16 protein-coding genes are annotated in these 14,092 nt (G+C 60.1%); 7 read left to right on the top strand and 9 right to left on the bottom strand.

Going from position 1 to position 14,092, the window contains the following annotated elements:
• The first annotated feature begins 107 nt into the window (after positions 1–107).
• The 3 genes from C0398_04130 to C0398_04120 all read left to right on the top strand — a co-directional run bounded on the left by C0398_04130 (position 108) and on the right by C0398_04120 (position 3,294).
• Entirely contained in the window at positions 108–401 is a 294-nt protein-coding gene (locus tag C0398_04130; protein MBA4365180.1) for a hypothetical protein, read from the top strand.
• Between the two features lie 86 nt (positions 402–487).
• A complete protein-coding gene (locus tag C0398_04125) occupies positions 488–2,797 on the top strand; it encodes a DEAD/DEAH box helicase (protein MBA4365179.1) in 2,310 nt (769 codons plus the stop codon).
• A complete protein-coding gene (locus tag C0398_04120; GenBank protein MBA4365178.1) occupies positions 2,794–3,294 on the top strand; it encodes a hypothetical protein in 501 nt (166 codons plus the stop codon). The genes C0398_04125 and C0398_04120 overlap by 4 nt, the downstream gene beginning before the upstream one ends.
• Here C0398_04120 and C0398_04115 read toward each other — a convergent pair.
• The 6 genes from C0398_04115 to C0398_04090 all read right to left on the bottom strand — a co-directional run bounded on the left by C0398_04115 (position 3,291) and on the right by C0398_04090 (position 7,470).
• Positions 3,291–3,656, bottom strand: coding sequence for a histidine triad nucleotide-binding protein (locus C0398_04115; GenBank protein ID MBA4365177.1), 366 nt, complete (start codon positions 3,654–3,656; stop codon positions 3,291–3,293). The two genes, C0398_04120 and C0398_04115, sit on opposite strands and share 4 nt — an antisense overlap.
• Entirely contained in the window at positions 3,653–4,984 is a 1,332-nt protein-coding gene (locus C0398_04110) for a hypothetical protein (GenBank protein ID MBA4365176.1), read from the bottom strand. Before C0398_04110 ends, C0398_04115 begins: the two co-directional genes overlap by 4 nt.
• Complete coding sequence (locus tag C0398_04105; GenBank protein MBA4365175.1) at positions 4,981–5,706, bottom strand: hypothetical protein; 726 nt, start codon at positions 5,704–5,706, stop codon at positions 4,981–4,983. The genes C0398_04110 and C0398_04105 overlap by 4 nt, the downstream gene beginning before the upstream one ends.
• A 3-nt stretch (positions 5,707–5,709) precedes the next feature.
• Entirely contained in the window at positions 5,710–6,738 is a 1,029-nt protein-coding gene (hrcA, locus tag C0398_04100) for a heat-inducible transcription repressor HrcA (protein MBA4365174.1), read from the bottom strand.
• A gap of 104 nt (positions 6,739–6,842) precedes the next feature.
• On the bottom strand, positions 6,843–7,211 hold the full coding sequence (gene trxA, locus C0398_04095) for a thioredoxin (GenBank protein ID MBA4365173.1): 369 nt from the start codon (positions 7,209–7,211) through the stop codon (positions 6,843–6,845).
• Between the two features lies 1 nt (position 7,212).
• Positions 7,213–7,470, bottom strand: a complete 258-nt coding sequence (locus tag C0398_04090) for a transcriptional regulator (protein ID MBA4365172.1) — start codon at positions 7,468–7,470, stop codon at positions 7,213–7,215.
• A gap of 83 nt (positions 7,471–7,553) precedes the next feature.
• Between C0398_04090 and C0398_04085 the strand changes: the two genes are divergently transcribed.
• The 4 genes from C0398_04085 to C0398_04070 are packed head-to-tail and all read left to right on the top strand — an operon-like array spanning position 7,554 to position 10,109.
• Positions 7,554–7,886, top strand: coding sequence for a hypothetical protein (locus tag C0398_04085; protein ID MBA4365171.1), 333 nt, complete (start codon positions 7,554–7,556; stop codon positions 7,884–7,886).
• Entirely contained in the window at positions 7,883–8,449 is a 567-nt protein-coding gene (locus C0398_04080) for a hypothetical protein (GenBank protein MBA4365170.1), read from the top strand. Before C0398_04085 ends, C0398_04080 begins: the two co-directional genes overlap by 4 nt.
• Positions 8,446–9,285, top strand: coding sequence for a carbon-nitrogen hydrolase (locus C0398_04075; GenBank protein ID MBA4365169.1), 840 nt, complete (start codon positions 8,446–8,448; stop codon positions 9,283–9,285). The genes C0398_04080 and C0398_04075 overlap by 4 nt, the downstream gene beginning before the upstream one ends.
• Positions 9,282–10,109, top strand: a complete 828-nt coding sequence (locus tag C0398_04070; GenBank protein ID MBA4365168.1) for an NAD(+) synthetase — start codon at positions 9,282–9,284, stop codon at positions 10,107–10,109. Before C0398_04075 ends, C0398_04070 begins: the two co-directional genes overlap by 4 nt.
• Positions 10,110–10,205: 96 nt before the next feature.
• Here C0398_04070 and C0398_04065 read toward each other — a convergent pair whose 3' ends face one another.
• Genes C0398_04065 through C0398_04055 form a run of 3 tightly spaced genes read right to left on the bottom strand, consistent with a single transcriptional unit; the run spans position 10,206 to position 14,008 of the window.
• A complete protein-coding gene (locus C0398_04065; GenBank protein ID MBA4365167.1) occupies positions 10,206–11,201 on the bottom strand; it encodes a 6-phosphofructokinase in 996 nt (331 codons plus the stop codon).
• Between the two features lie 25 nt (positions 11,202–11,226).
• Positions 11,227–12,669, bottom strand: coding sequence for a hypothetical protein (locus tag C0398_04060; GenBank protein ID MBA4365166.1), 1,443 nt, complete (start codon positions 12,667–12,669; stop codon positions 11,227–11,229).
• Positions 12,563–14,008, bottom strand: a complete 1,446-nt coding sequence (locus tag C0398_04055) for a peptidase C69 (GenBank protein MBA4365165.1) — start codon at positions 14,006–14,008, stop codon at positions 12,563–12,565. Before C0398_04055 ends, C0398_04060 begins: the two co-directional genes overlap by 107 nt.
• Between the last annotated feature and the right edge of the window lie 84 nt (positions 14,009–14,092).

Genomic DNA, 14,092 nt, shown 5'->3' with positions numbered 1-14,092 from the left:
CTGTCGGTTATCCGACATCTCTGGTCCCATTGTGGTGCTACTCGGACGCTGCAAGCTGTTTTCGGGAACATGCGCTACAGGCATGTGACACTGTACAAGGAGGAATCATGGCAGACGGTTGGATGGACAAGCTCAAGAACGCTGCGGGCAAGGCCGCCGACGGAGCGAAGGATTTGGCGGCAAGCACCAAGCTGAAGATGGCCATCTCAGGTCTTCAGGGCAAGATCAAGGACGCCAAGCAGGAATTCGGCGTCAATGTGTACGCCATGCTTGAGCAGGGAAAGACCATCGATGACATCACCGCCGCATTCGCCACAGTTCAGGCGGCAGTCGGCGAGTTTGAAGCCCAGGTAGCTGCCAAACAGGAAGAGCTCAAGAAGATCAGCGCCGACAACGCTTGAGCTTTTTCCCCCGATAGAAGCCTTTGAAAGGCGTGCGCTCCCTGCGCACGCCTTTTTGTTGTGCCCGTTACGGGTACACTGGTTTCATGACAGAGCATGAACTACAGTTCCTGTTGCGGGAGCTGACGACCTCGCAGGACTATGATGGACAGATCGTCGGCCGACTGGACTTCGAAGCGCGGGAAGCGACGTTCGCTCCTCTGCCACCAGCCGTGGATCCCGACTTGTCAGCCGACCTTGCGGACAAGGGGATCCGCGAGCTGTATGCCTTCCAGCGGGCCTGCTTCGACAGCGCCGAGGGCGGCTACAATGTAACAGTGGTCAGCCCCACGGCAAGCGGAAAGAGCCTCGCCTTCCAGTTGCCGGTCCTGAATCATCTCCTCAAGCATCCCGGCGCAACGGCTCTGTTCCTCTACCCCACGAAGGCGCTGATCGAAGACCAGCTGGCCAAACTCAGGGAAATGGAACGATGCATGGACCGCATCAACACCGCCGTCTATGATGGCGATACCGACCCCGACGCGAGGCGCCAGCTGCGCAAGTTCGGGCGCCTCATCCTGTCCAACCCCGACAGCCTCCATTACAGCATTCTGCCGTATCACGAGAGCTGGTCACGGTTCATGCGCGGACTGGCGTTTGTCGTCGTCGACGAAGGTCACTACTACCATGGCGTCCTGGGATCGCACATGGCTCTGCTCCTGCGGCGTCTTCGGCGGCTGGCCAACTTTTACGGCGCCCACCCCGTGTTCATTGTCACGTCCGCTACGATCGACGAACCCGGCAAGTTCGCTTCCCAGCTGACAGGTGAGATTGTGAGCCAAGCCGATCCCTCGGGAGCCCCTGAGGGCAAGCGGACCCTCCTGCTGTTCAACCCGAGGATCGTCGACAAGCAGAACAACATTCGCAAGAGCGTCATGAAGGAAGCGCTGTGGCTTTTTCAGCGCGCCGTTCAGGAAGATGTGCGAACGATCATGTTCACGAAATCGCGTCAGGAAGCGGAGTTGTTGTACAAGTACGTCCGGGATGCCGGAGCTGGCAAGGGCCAGCGCCTTAGGGATCGCGTCGCAACCTACCGCGCGGGCTACCTCCCCGCCGTTCGCAGGGGCATCGAACACCGCCTTTCGTCCGGTGAGCTGACCGGCGTCATCGCGACCAATGCCCTCGAGCTCGGCATCGACATCGGACACCTCGACGTGTCGATCACGGCGGGCTACCCTGGTTCCGTGACCAGCCTCTTTCAGCAGATGGGGCGGGCGGGGCGCGAACGGGACCATTCGCTGTCCGTGTTTGTCGCGTCATCAAACCCACTCGACCAATACGTTGTTCAGACGCCAGGCTTCCTCACGTCAGGCCACTTCGGCACGCCGACGATCAACCCTGACAACGAGTACATCCTGAGCGCTCACCTCCGCTGCGCGGCATATGAACTCCCGCTGCGAGCAGTCGATGTCGAATACTTCGGCCCAGAGTGCACGCCGCTCGTCGAACAGTTGGTGACAGACGGGAAGCTGCGCCCACGTGGCCCACTCATCGTGTCGATGGAGACCTATCCACATCGGTTCGTGAGCCTGCGGACCCTCTCGGACAAACGCTACCACATTCTCAACCAGGGCGACGGGCAGGTTATCGAGGAAGCCGACGCGTACAAGGTCATCGAGGAATTCTACCCCGGTGCCGTGTTCCTCCATCAGGGAGACTCGTATCTCGTCACGGACAATGATCACGAACAGCAGGTCGTCCATGCCATCCCCACGACGCAGAACTACTACACCGATGCAATTATCCGCAGCGACGTCGTCGTCCAGAACGAACGGGACCATCGTGACTACGGCGATGTCGGCCTGTCGTTCGGCAAGGTCGTGGTGTCCGAGCAGACGGTCGGCTTCATCAAGAAGAGCTTTCACATCGAGACGGAGGTTGGGCGAGAATACATCGACACGCCCGAGATCAGCTATGATACGATGGCGCTGTGGATCACCGTGTCTGATGCCATGCTCCATACGCTGGGGGAAGGCGGCTATGACATCGCAGGGAGCCTGCACGCAGCCGAGCACCTGCTCATCGCCCTGATGCCGATCGTCGTGCTGTGCGACCAGCGTGACTTGGGTGGCATCTCGACGATACTCCACCGGGATACGTTGAAACCCAGCATCTTTGTGTATGATGGACATATCGGAGGCGTCGGCCTCACCGAATCGGCATACGGCCGCTTCCGCGATGTCGTAAGCCTTGCACTGGACCGGGTGACCGAGTGCCCCTGCAAGGATGGCTGTCCAAGCTGCGTGTACTCGCCCAAGTGTGGCAACAACAACAAGCCGCTGGACAAGAACGGTGCACGTGTTCTGCTCGGGCTCCTGCTCGACAGACTCGACACGACCACTGGAGGTGGCAAATGAGCGAAGAAGGAATGGTTGCTCTTCTCAAGGATGCACTGCAGCTGGAAATCGAAGGATGGCTGTTCTACCGCGGCGTAACCTATACCCTGCCCAAAGGAGATGTGCGCGATGTTTTCGTTTATCTGACCGAGCAGGAGGAGAAACACCGGAAGTACATCAGCAAGGAACTGGACCACGTGCTGGCGGGCGGCATGCTGGACATCACTGAACTCGCAGCACTGAAAGAAACGACGCACGATGGGGTCCTGGCCGACGCCGTGCGCAGCGCAACAGATCTCTCACAGCACGAGGCCTCCGCGATCCATACGAGCATGCTGCTTGAGCGCAATTCATGGGAATTCTATCATGCGGCGGCCGAAAAAGCCACCCAGCCCGATGAGGTTTCACTCTACAGACAGCTGGAAGAATGGGAGAAGCTCCACCTTCATCTTCTCGAGAAGGCATATGATCTCCTCAAAGAGCGCATCTGGGCGGAGAACCGGTTCGCACCGTTCTAGAGAGCAGCGTCCTCCCTGAACCCCAGACACTTGCCCGCGATGATGTGAATGTGCAGGTGTGACACGGTCTGTCCACCTTCGGTGCCCGAGTTGATGATGACGCGGTACCCTGCTTCAAGGTGATACTTGACCGCGATCAGCCGGACAACCTCGAAGAGGTGAACGATCAACCCATTGTCTTCTATGCAGAGAGCATCGATGCGAGCGATGTGCTTGCGGGGGATCACGAGCAGGTGTACCGGCGCCTTCGGGAACCGGTCCTTGATGACGAAGACCGTCTCATCCTCATAGACGTATTCGGCCGGTGCTTCGTGCCGGCCGACACGGCAGAAGACACAGTTCTGTTCGTTCGCGCTCATCATGTGGCTACACTCCCGGAAAGGACGACCCGGTCGCCGTCGAAGTGACAGCCCTCGACATGGACGACGACAAAGCTGTCGCGTTCGAGCATCTTGTTCCCACACACATGTCCCTCCGTCCAGAGGTAGTGCTCCGAGTACCCTTCGACCTCCCCGGGAACAGACTTCTCCGAAACGATCGTCACGTCTCGACCGATGAACCGGCGGGCAAAGGCCATCCCCGTCTGCTCCGCAGCCTCAAGCACGCGGTGCAGCCGCTCCTTCGCGACTCCGGCCGGGACCTGGTGCTCCTCGCGCGCCGCAGGGGTGAATGGACGAGGTGAATAAGGGAAGACATGGACCTTGGCAAACGCCGCTAGCCGGACCATGTCCAGGGTAGCCTGCAGGTCCTGCTCGGTCTCGCCAGGAAATCCGACGATGACGTCCGTCGTGAGCGTAAACGACGGGTCGACCGCCCGCAGGCGTTGCACACTGCCCAGCAGGTCCTTCGATGCGTACGGTCGACGCATGCGCTGCAGCACTGCGTCACTGCCGCTCTGCAGGGGAAGATGCAGCTGTGGACAGAGCGCGGCATGATTCGCAAACTGGCTGACCAGTGCTGCCGTGATCGCGTCCGGGTTCAACGAGCTGATGCGTACACGAGTCGGAAGCCCTGCAGTCTCAAGCGCCCCCAGCATGCTGTCCAGCAGAACGGGCAGCCCGTCCGGCGCTTCCTCACGAGCATGTTCTTCCAATGCAAGTGGCGTCTTCCCGTACTTGCCTATCTCTGTGCCGGTCAGCACGACTTCCTTGACGCCCGCCGTCGCCAACCCCATGACTTCGTCCACTGCTACGAGGGCGGACTTGGATTCCAGGCGCGAGCCACGCACAAACGGGACCGCACAATAGGTGCACATGTTGTCGCAGCCCTCCTGAATGCGCACATCCACGCGGTTGCGAGGGCCTGCTCTCCGGATGCACCCATCGACCCATCGCGCAGGAACCTGCACTGCCTCACCTGAGCGGACGACCAGCCTCGCCACTTTCGCTCGATCGCGCATGGCAACGACGGCGACGCCGGCAGGAGCTTCTGTACGCGTCAGGTTCAGCAGTGTTGCTCCGCATCCCGTGAGATACACGGGCACACCCGGCCGTTCACGAAGGGAACGACGCGCAAACTGCAAGCTCTGAGCCTGGGCTCGGTTTGTGACGCTGCACGAGTTCACGACGACGGCATCGGCTTCCGTCATCGTCGTGGTCGTCTCGGCGCCCAGCAATCGCATTTCCTGCGCATAGAGCTCGGAGTCGACCTCGTTGACCTTGCAGCCAAGCGTGTAAATGTACACCTTCACGGTGTCGCCTGCAACTCGCGCATCATGAGCATGGCGGCAAACCCGGCCAGCTCGCTCCTGAGAATGCCCGTGCTGAGGCGGACGGCCAAAGCGCCTCGTTCGATGAGCAAGGCTTCCTCTGACTCCGAGAACCCACCCTCAGGGCCAACTGCGACCGCAACGGAACCATCCAGAGCAAGCGCCCCATCACGCACACATCCCGTCATGGTCGAGGCTGCGCGAGGAGACATCATGACCAGACTGTCCACGGGGCCGGCACATGACAAAGCGCCGTGGAGCCCCGTTGCCAGTTCGACGGTTGGGACGTCGCCCATCTCGGCCTGCTCGGCTGACGACAGGGCCACCTGGTTCAGGCGCTCGAGCCGCCCGGCGACATTCCATGGCTGGCTGCGCTCAGCGGCAAACAGGACGAAACGATGCACTCCCAGCGGAGCACAAACGTGGACAACGTCGTCGAGCAGTGCAGGCCGGATGATTGCCTGCAACAGGATGACCGGGTATTGGGAGAAGGGCGACTGGCGGATGCCCTCCACGGAGACGGCGAGGCCGGATCTGGAGGCATCTTCAACAACCGCGTCATATAGTTCTCCTGCATGAAACAGGACGATTCGTTCGCCGTGACGAGCGCGGAGGACATCTGCAATGTGATGTGCGGCAGGCGTGCCGCCAAGCATGACATGTTCGCCAAGCCTGAGCGACCGACCCGCCTCGAACGCCGGCATGGATCAGCCGCTACCCGAGACCCTGCCGAGGTATCCTGCGAAACTCTCCAGAACCGTGATGGCCCGGATGTAGTTCATGCGGATGGGACCAACGACACCAAGCACGCCCCGCTGGTTCGAATCGAGCGAGTAGCTGACCGACACGAGGCTGAAGCTCCTCAGTTCCTCCCGCTGGTTCTCCTCTCCGATGAACAGGCTGATCTCTCCCCGATCGCTCAGCGAGTTGAGGTAGGGTTTCACGACCTCTTCGCGGCTCAGGAAGGTGCTCAGCGTGGAAAACGCCCCAATCTGGTCATCGGGAAGGTCGCTCAACATCTGTTCAATACCCCGGACAAAGATCTGGCTCTCTCCCTTGCGCAACTCGCCTTCCATAAGCTCGGCCACGGCGTCCAGAACACCTCCGTAGCGTAGAGCAAGATCCTGTGGCAGCACGTTGCCACAGTGAAGGGTACGAATGCCCTCTTCGATGCTCTTCCCGCGAAGCTCCCGGGCAAAAATGGCATTGATGTCTGCGAGTTCCTGTTCAGTCGTATCCGCCGGAGCAAGCAGCTTGTATCCATCGACGTTCTCGCGGTCAGTGATGAAGACCAGCATGAGCCCTGTCTCGCTGAACGGCACGAGGCTGACATGACGCAGGGTCACAGAGTTGATGGGGGGGGACAGGACGAAACTCACTTTCTTCGTTCGGTCAGACACGGCTGTGGCCACCCCGTCGAACAGGCGCGGTAGACTCTCGTACTGCAGCGGGAGATCCATCGGTCCGGTGAACATGCGCTGACGCGTCGCCTCGACGAGGAATGCCGAGATATACATGTGATAGGCCAGGACAGTCGGAACGCGCCCGGCGGAGATGTGGGGCTGCTGAAGATATCCCATGCTGCTAAGCTCCGCCATTTCATTGCGGATCGTCGCAGACGAGAGGTCGTTGCCCAGTTGGCTGGTTACGAATCCCGAACTGACAGGCTCGCCGTCGTCCATGTACTTCCGGACGATGGCCAGCAATATGCGCTTCTGCCGTTCTGTCAGGAACATCTATCTCACCTTATCTATTGTACCAAATAGCGCCAAGCTGACAAGCAGGAAGCGGGCGGCAACCACGAAGGTCACCACCCGCTCTGGAGAACTGTGAAGGCGTTCTAACTCTTCTGGAGCAGGCCGTCGATCTTCGCGGTGATGGTCCGCTTCGGAACGGCGCCGACAACCTGGTCGATGACGACCCCGCCCTTGAACAGTGCCAGTGTTGGTATACTCATGATACCATAGCGAGCGGCAATCTCCTGATTGTCGTCCACATTCAGACGAGCGACCTTCAACTTGCCTGTGTATTCATTGGCGATCTCGGAAACGACCGGTGCAATCATGCGGCATGGAGCGCACCACACAGCCCAAAAATCGACCAGCACAGGCAGCGAAGAAGAGAGGACCTCGCTCTGAAAATTCGCAGTTGTTGCAACAATCTCGTTGTCTTCCACGTGTTCCTCCTTGCAGGATGTCTGCTTCACCATTCTACTTGAGCTCACTGTATGTGAGAAGAAGCTTCTCCAGGCGCTCAAGTTCCTTCTCGGGGGCAAGATCCTGCTGCACGCGGCAGCCGACTTCGTTGAGAAGGATGTCGGTTCCGATGCGGCCTATGGCCGCATGAGCAGCCACAAGCTGCGCCAGAACTTCATCGCACGGTCGACCTTCGTCGACCATCTTCTGAATCCCGCGCAACTGCCCTTCGACACGTCGAAGGCTATGTAGGACCTGTGTCTTCTCCATCATATACCCCTTGGGGTATATTAGGCGGATAGTTGCCGTTGTCAAGAATGCTTATAGTATAATGGAGTGAATTCTGGAGGTGTTATATGAAGCGAGTGTTGACCAGTCTGCTCGTCCTTCTTGTCGTATTTGTCGTCTTCGCACTTATCATTGGTCCATTGCGCACGACACCCATCAAGCTAAGCATTCTGTTCTTTCCGACCATCCAAACGTCAGCCGAGGCACTGGCCTACGCCTCCTTCTTCATCGGGCTGCTGCTTGCCACCGTGATCGCTCTCGCCGGAGACATGGCCCTCCGCAAGAGGTTTCGCGGAACGATGCTTGAGCAAAGCAAACGGCTGAAAGCAAACGGCGGGAGTAAGGATATCGCCGACACCACGACGACAACTCTTCCCGGCGAGCACGCATCTCCGGAATGAACCGCCACAGTACTGTCCAGATTACGCGCGCCGCCCTCATTGCCGCAATGTACATCGTCTTCACAGTGGTTCCACCTTTCAGTGCTATCAGCTACGGAGCGGTGCAATTCCGGCTGGGTGAGGCTCTGGTCCTGCTGCCCTTTCTGCTCGACGAGGCAGTCCTTGGCGTGGTCGTCGGTTGCCTTGTGGCCAACATGTTCTCCCCGTTTGGTCTCATCGATGTCGTCATCGGCACCGGTGTGACCGCGCTGGCCGCCCTTCTCACACAACGTTTGCGCAGAACCGGCAAGCTCTGGCTGGCGGCCATACCGCCGATCGTCCTCAACGCGCTCATCGTGCCGGTATACGTATCGACACTCATCCTGCCGGGAGCCGAGAACCTGCCTCTCACACACAGTCTCACTGCGGGTCTGCACTTCATCCTGACGCACTTCTCGTGGGGAGTCTACGTGCCGGTGGCACTCTCGATCCTAGCCGGTGAGGCAGCCGTTGTCATTCTTCTCGGCCTTCCCGTGCTTGTCCTGGTCCGTCACAATATTCGTCCCGTGGGGGAGGTTCGATGACGTATACCGTCGCTCTTGCCCAGGTGAACCCTGCGTGCGGCGACCTGGAAGTCAACGTGAAGATGCACATCGCCCAGGCGGAGCAGGCGCTTGAGGCCGGCGCCGACCTGATCGTCTTCCCGGAGCTTTCACTCACCGGTTACGCCCTCAAGGACCAGACGCTCGACGTCATGCGCCCCGCCGACTGCCCCGAGTTCGCCAGCCTCCGTGAGCTTTCGCGCCACATCGCGATCTGCGCAGGCTTCGTGGAACAAGGCGAAGACGGCATTCCCTACAACAGTGCGTTCTTCATGGACGCCGGTGAAGTCCGCCACGTCCACCGCAAGATGTACCTGCCCACACACGGCATGTTCGAGGAACTCAAGTTCCTTGGACGCGGGAGGCAACTCTCGGTCTTCGACACACGGTTTGGGCGGACCGGCATCGTCATCTGTCGTGACCTGTTCCATCCCCTCGAGGTGTCCACCATGGCAGCTCTCGGCGTGGAGCTGCTGCTGGCGCCCAGTGCCATGCCGGCACGCGGATTTGGCGGCGAGGAACTGGCAATCGAGCAGACCGTCGGCCTGGCTCTCGGTTCCGCCAGCACGTTCCTCGGGATGTTCGTCGTGTATGTGAACCGCGTGGGATTCGATGACGGCCTCGGGTTCTACGGAGGTTCGGCTCTGAGCGACCCAGTCGGAGGGATCACCGTCTCGGCCCCACGGTTCGAGGCAGTGCAGGTCCTCGGGACCGTCGACACGGCGCACATTGCACGACACCGCTACCAGCTTCCCATTCGCCGGGAGGAAGACCTGGAGATCGTGCGCCATGCTCTGGAAACGAGGAGGAACTCATGACGGCGGACGCCCTTGCACTCAACAACGCACTTGTCTATGACTATCTCAAACGGTTCGTCCAGGAAGAGCTGCACACGAGTGGGTTCACAGAGGCGTGCATCGCGCTTTCCGGCGGACTGGACTCTGCGTTGGTGCTCAAACTCGCCGTCGACGCTCTCGGGGCCGACCATGTTCACGCCATCTTCCTTCCCTACAGCGCCAGTTCCGACGAAAGCAGACGCGATGCCCACACGATGTTCGAGTTCTGCGGCATTCCCTGGCAGGAACTGGACATCAGCGGCATGGCCGATGCGTACCTCGCACTGCAGCCCGGCATGGACCGGCTGCGGACGGGCAACCTGCTGGCTCGCCTGCGCATGGCCGTCATTTTCGACCAGTCGAAGAAGGAGAATGCACTCGTCGTCGGAACCAGCAACAAGAGCGAACTGCTGGTCGGCTATTCGACCTGGTATGGTGACATGGCATGTGCCATCATGCCCATTGGCGACCTGTACAAGACCCAGGTGCGGTCGCTCGCGCGTCACATTGGACTTCCTCAGCAGGTCATCGCCAAGCCGCCTTCCGCCGACCTCTGGGCCGGCCAGACGGATGAGGGAGAAATCGGCGTGAGCTATGAGACGCTCGACCAGGTCCTGTACCTCCTGGTCGACCAGCGCTGTTCATCCGCCGAAGTCACCTCAGAAGGCTTCGAACTCGATCTTGTGCACCGGGTCGAGCACAAGATGCTGGCATCGCAGTTCAAGCGCGTCTCTCCTCCTATCGCCAAGCTGTCCCAGCGCACCGTCGGCATCGATTTTCTCTACCCACGCGACTGGCGGAAGTAGTCCACGTCACCTCACAACATCGGTCAACAGCAAACGCCCCGGCCATCAGACCGGGGCGTTTGCTGTCAAGCAGGGGTGCGACTGGTCGGCCAGGATCTAGTAGAAGGTCTTGGCTTGAAGGACGATCTCGGCCGGGATGACATGCGGCTGAATCGTCGCTTCCCTGAGGTCGGTGAAGGCGATGCGCTGCCCAACCTCACCCACAAGGATTCCAGACTTGCCTTCACGTACCGCGTTCACGGCCGCAAGGCCGAGTCGGGTAGCCAGAAGCCTGTCAAAGACCGTGGGCGAGCCGCCCCGCTGAAGATACCCCAGCACCGTGACGCGTATGGACAGGTTGGTCGTGCTGGCCAATGCTTCTGCCAGTCCGTATCCTGCCACAGGCCTGCCCGCAGCAGTCGGTTCATGTGTGGCTACCGAGTATCCCTCGGCGACGACGACGATGGAGAAATCCTTCCCTTCTTCCTTCCGCTGCTTGAGGTGTGTTGCCAGCGTCTCTATCGGTACGGGCTGCTCAGGGATGGCAATGAAATCGGCTCCCCCTGCGAGGCCGCCGTACAGCGCCAGCCAGCCGGACTGACGACCCATGACCTCCACGATCATGACCCGGTGATGCGCCGACGCCGTCGAATGGAGCTTGTCCAGCGCATCGCTGATAGTCGTGATCGCGCTGTCGAATCCTATGCTGAAGTCGGTGCCAAAGATGTCATTGTCGATGGTATTGGGCACGACGACACACGGAATACTGTTTGCATCAAACACTGCCGCCACACCGACGGCACTGCGGTCGCCGATGATGATACTGGTCGTGATGCTGTTGCTTTCCAGGACATCGCGTATTTTCCCCAGGTTCTGGACCGCAAACTCGGGCGACACCCGAGAACTGCCGAGAATACTTCCACCCAGAGGAAGGATACCGGATACCGTCTTCTTGTTCATAATCTCGATGTCCCCGCGCACAAGTCCTTCGAACCCATCCCGTACCATCAGGACATCATATCCGAGCTCAAACGAACGCCTTGCAACGGAGCGAATGGCTGCGTTCATCCCTGGTGCGTCCGCCCCTGCTGTCATGATTGCGATACGTCTCATCTGTGTTCCTCCCTTTGCCGTTCTGTTACCGCGTCACACCGGTGAACTGGAACTCCTCGGCACGGATACTGGGGAGCACCATCGCGCCGATTCCGAATGATGAAGCCAGGACCGCGCGGTTCCGGCTGATTTCGACTGTGTGCGCAAGCATGTCGACGAGCCCCTGCGTGAACCGCAGGTTTCGAACACCATGCGTCTTGCGGCCGTTCTCGATGAGGTACGTGCCGTCGCGCGTCGTCCCGGTGACCACCGCACGCCGCGGCTCAACAGGGTTTCCGTACCAGAAACGGGTCACGTAGATGCCTCGCTCAACGTGGGAAACCATGTCAGCCTCACTGCTGTCACCCGCGCCCATGAAGATGTTGAGGGGATAGGGGCCAATGTCATTTGGCTGCTGAAGCGAATGTCCTGTCGTCGCGCGACCCATCTTGGCTGCGTAGTAGGAATCGTACACGACGTTCCCTCCCTTGCCTTCAGTCAGGAAATCGACACGGCGCTTCGGCATGCCCTCGAAGTCGAAAGGAATGGGCATTCCTTCGGGATCCAGCCCGTCGTCATACAGACTGACGATAGGGGAGGCGAGCAGCTCGCCCTCGTGCCCCTCCAGGAAACACGTGTGCTGCTCGACACTGCGAGCGGACAGGGCAAGATAGGCCAGCATGCCCATGAGCTCCTCGACGGCAAACGGGCTCAGGACCACCTCAAAGGCTCCGGGCTCGACCTCGATGGGATGCTGTGTTTCAACCGCCGTGAGTACGGCTTTCTCGCCCACGGCTTCCGGATCGATGTCCGCAACATCGGCTGACGACATCCGTCCATACCCGGAACTGTCATCGCCCATGACGACGGCTTTCAGCCCTGCGACCGTGTACTGGTGATAGGCCGCCACGCCCATCGAACTCACGACTGCCAGTTCAGAGCTCTGTACCTGATAGGTCCCGGCCGCGCGCAGGCTCTCGTGCTCCGCGCGCTCAATGACCTTCTTCACCGCCAGAACACGTTCTCCGGGCCGGGAGGCGGCAGTCGCCGCAACCCATCCACCGACGCTTCCTGCGGCGATCGGCTGAGGCGACGGAAGGCCTGGGAAATCGGGATCGTCGGTCATGAGCCGCGCAGCCTGCGATGCCTGCCGCACAACGAGCGCCAGGCCCTCGGGAGAGCAGTCGGTCGTCGAGGCACTTCCGACCTTCTTCCCGACAATGGCGCGAACCTGAACCTGCGCCGTATGCTCAGCCACGTTCTGATGGATAATGTTCTCGGCATACCACGTGAGAGCGCTGTTGGACGTCATGGTCACGATCTCTGTCTGGTCTGCATCCGACGCCCTCAGTGCGTCGTGCATGAGGCCGTGAAGCAGTTCCTTACTCACGAAGCACCCCCACCTGAACATGGCGGAACCGGGCTGGCGATGTGCCATGCGACACATGTGCCACCTGCATCGGCTCTCCTTTGCCACAATTGTCGACACCCCACACGTGGTACAGCTCAAGGCCTCCGATGCCGTCACAGGATCTCCAGAACTCATACGTGACGCCGGTATACGTCGGGTTCTTGACCATGTCCTGCAATTTCCCTCCCCTGATCTCCCAGGCGATCTCACTGCCAAACTGGAAGTTCAGGCGCCGATCATCGATGGACCAGCTCTTGATGCCGTCCACGTAGAGGCCGTCCTCCACGCCCCCGATCAACTGCTCGAACGTCAGGTCGCCCGGTTCGAGGTTGATGCTCACCATACGGACAATAGGAGAACGCGCGAAACCGTCGGCCCTCATCGCCCCCATGGGCTCCTCGCCGACGACGGGAGCTGATGCACGCGAGTTGAGGTAGTGCTCAAAAATGCCGCCCCGCACCAGGTACACTTTGCGGCCCCTCACCCCCTCATCGTCATATGCGAGTCCGCCCAGGGCGTGGGGGATCGTGGCATCTGCAGTCAGATTGACGATGTCAGACCCATAGCGGAAGCTGCCTTTCTTGTCGGTCGTCAGAAACGATGTCCCGGCGAACGACGCCTCCATCCCCATGACCCGGTCGAGCTCGGAGGGGTGGCCACACGACTCGTGGACTTGCAGCGCAAGCTGCTGCCCACCAACGACGAGGTCCTTGAATCCCGACGGACACGGCTTCGCAGAAAGGAGTGCCAGTGCCTCCCTGGCGGTCGGCTCCGCATGTTCCAGAAGCTTCATGGCGTCCACGAATTCCCAGCCCGACTGAGCGTTGTCGCCAGAGAAGGACATGGGATAGCTGCGTATCTGGACACCACCTTTGTCGCTTGCCGCCATGGCACTGATGCCGGCTCCGCTCTCGACCCGGTCCTGAACAATGTATGAACCCTCGGACGATGCGAAGATCTTACGTTCCTTCAGAAACTGCATCTGACCTCGCGCAAGCACGACTCCCGGCAACATCATCGCCCGGGTGGCTTCGGCAAGCAGTCCAATCTTGTCAGAATCGGAAATCGTGAAGGGATCCACGTCCGCCTGGTGCGGTATCATGTCTTCGCCGGACGAGACGGGGGCCAGTATGACATCCTTCTTCTTTGCCAGCGCACTCGCGTTCGCTATGCCGACTGCCTCTTCGGCGATATGGTCAGCCTCGGCGTCGGTCACGATGGACGATGATGAGAATCCCCATGCCCCATTCGCAATGACGCGGACTCCAAATCCACGCTGGTGTGCATGCACGACGGCGCGGGGTGCTCCCCCGACAACCGAGACGTCCTCGCGTTCCATCTCAATGAGACGGCAATCGCAGTAGCTTGCGCCGAGGCGCTTCGCGCCTGCAATGACCCGTTCCGTAAACTTGTCCACTGGTCACCTCCCTGGTCGATATGGTCAGTATATTGGAGCACCCGTCAAAAGCAACGCCAGGAGCCACGTGCCGTTGTTCCTGCC

Source organism: Coprothermobacter sp. (genome assembly GCA_013824685.1).
Lineage (GTDB): Bacteria > Caldisericota > Caldisericia > Cryosericales > Cryosericaceae > Cryosericum.
The sequence above is the reverse complement of the archived record's forward strand: the minus strand, read 5'-3'. Positions and strand labels throughout refer to the sequence as shown.

Excerpts from the sequence above, each read along its gene's own strand:
- C0398_04130 (MBA4365180.1), top strand. The coding sequence starts at position 108 with ATGGCAGACGGTTGGATGGACAAGCTCAAGAACGCTGCGGGCAAGGCC.
- C0398_04125 (MBA4365179.1), top strand. The coding sequence starts at position 488 with ATGACAGAGCATGAACTACAGTTCCTGTTGCGGGAGCTGACGACCTCG.
- C0398_04120 (MBA4365178.1), top strand. The coding sequence starts at position 2,794 with ATGAGCGAAGAAGGAATGGTTGCTCTTCTCAAGGATGCACTGCAGCTG.
- C0398_04115 (MBA4365177.1), bottom strand. The coding sequence starts at position 3,656 with ATGATGAGCGCGAACGAACAGAACTGTGTCTTCTGCCGTGTCGGCCGG.
- C0398_04105 (MBA4365175.1), bottom strand. The coding sequence starts at position 5,706 with ATGCCGGCGTTCGAGGCGGGTCGGTCGCTCAGGCTTGGCGAACATGTC.
- hrcA (MBA4365174.1), bottom strand. The coding sequence starts at position 6,738 with ATGTTCCTGACAGAACGGCAGAAGCGCATATTGCTGGCCATCGTCCGG.
- trxA (MBA4365173.1), bottom strand. The coding sequence starts at position 7,211 with ATGGTGAAGCAGACATCCTGCAAGGAGGAACACGTGGAAGACAACGAG.
- C0398_04090 (MBA4365172.1), bottom strand. The coding sequence starts at position 7,470 with ATGATGGAGAAGACACAGGTCCTACATAGCCTTCGACGTGTCGAAGGG.
- C0398_04085 (MBA4365171.1), top strand. The coding sequence starts at position 7,554 with ATGAAGCGAGTGTTGACCAGTCTGCTCGTCCTTCTTGTCGTATTTGTC.
- C0398_04080 (MBA4365170.1), top strand. The coding sequence starts at position 7,883 with ATGAACCGCCACAGTACTGTCCAGATTACGCGCGCCGCCCTCATTGCC.
- C0398_04075 (MBA4365169.1), top strand. The coding sequence starts at position 8,446 with ATGACGTATACCGTCGCTCTTGCCCAGGTGAACCCTGCGTGCGGCGAC.
- C0398_04070 (MBA4365168.1), top strand. The coding sequence starts at position 9,282 with ATGACGGCGGACGCCCTTGCACTCAACAACGCACTTGTCTATGACTAT.
- C0398_04065 (MBA4365167.1), bottom strand. The coding sequence starts at position 11,201 with ATGAGACGTATCGCAATCATGACAGCAGGGGCGGACGCACCAGGGATG.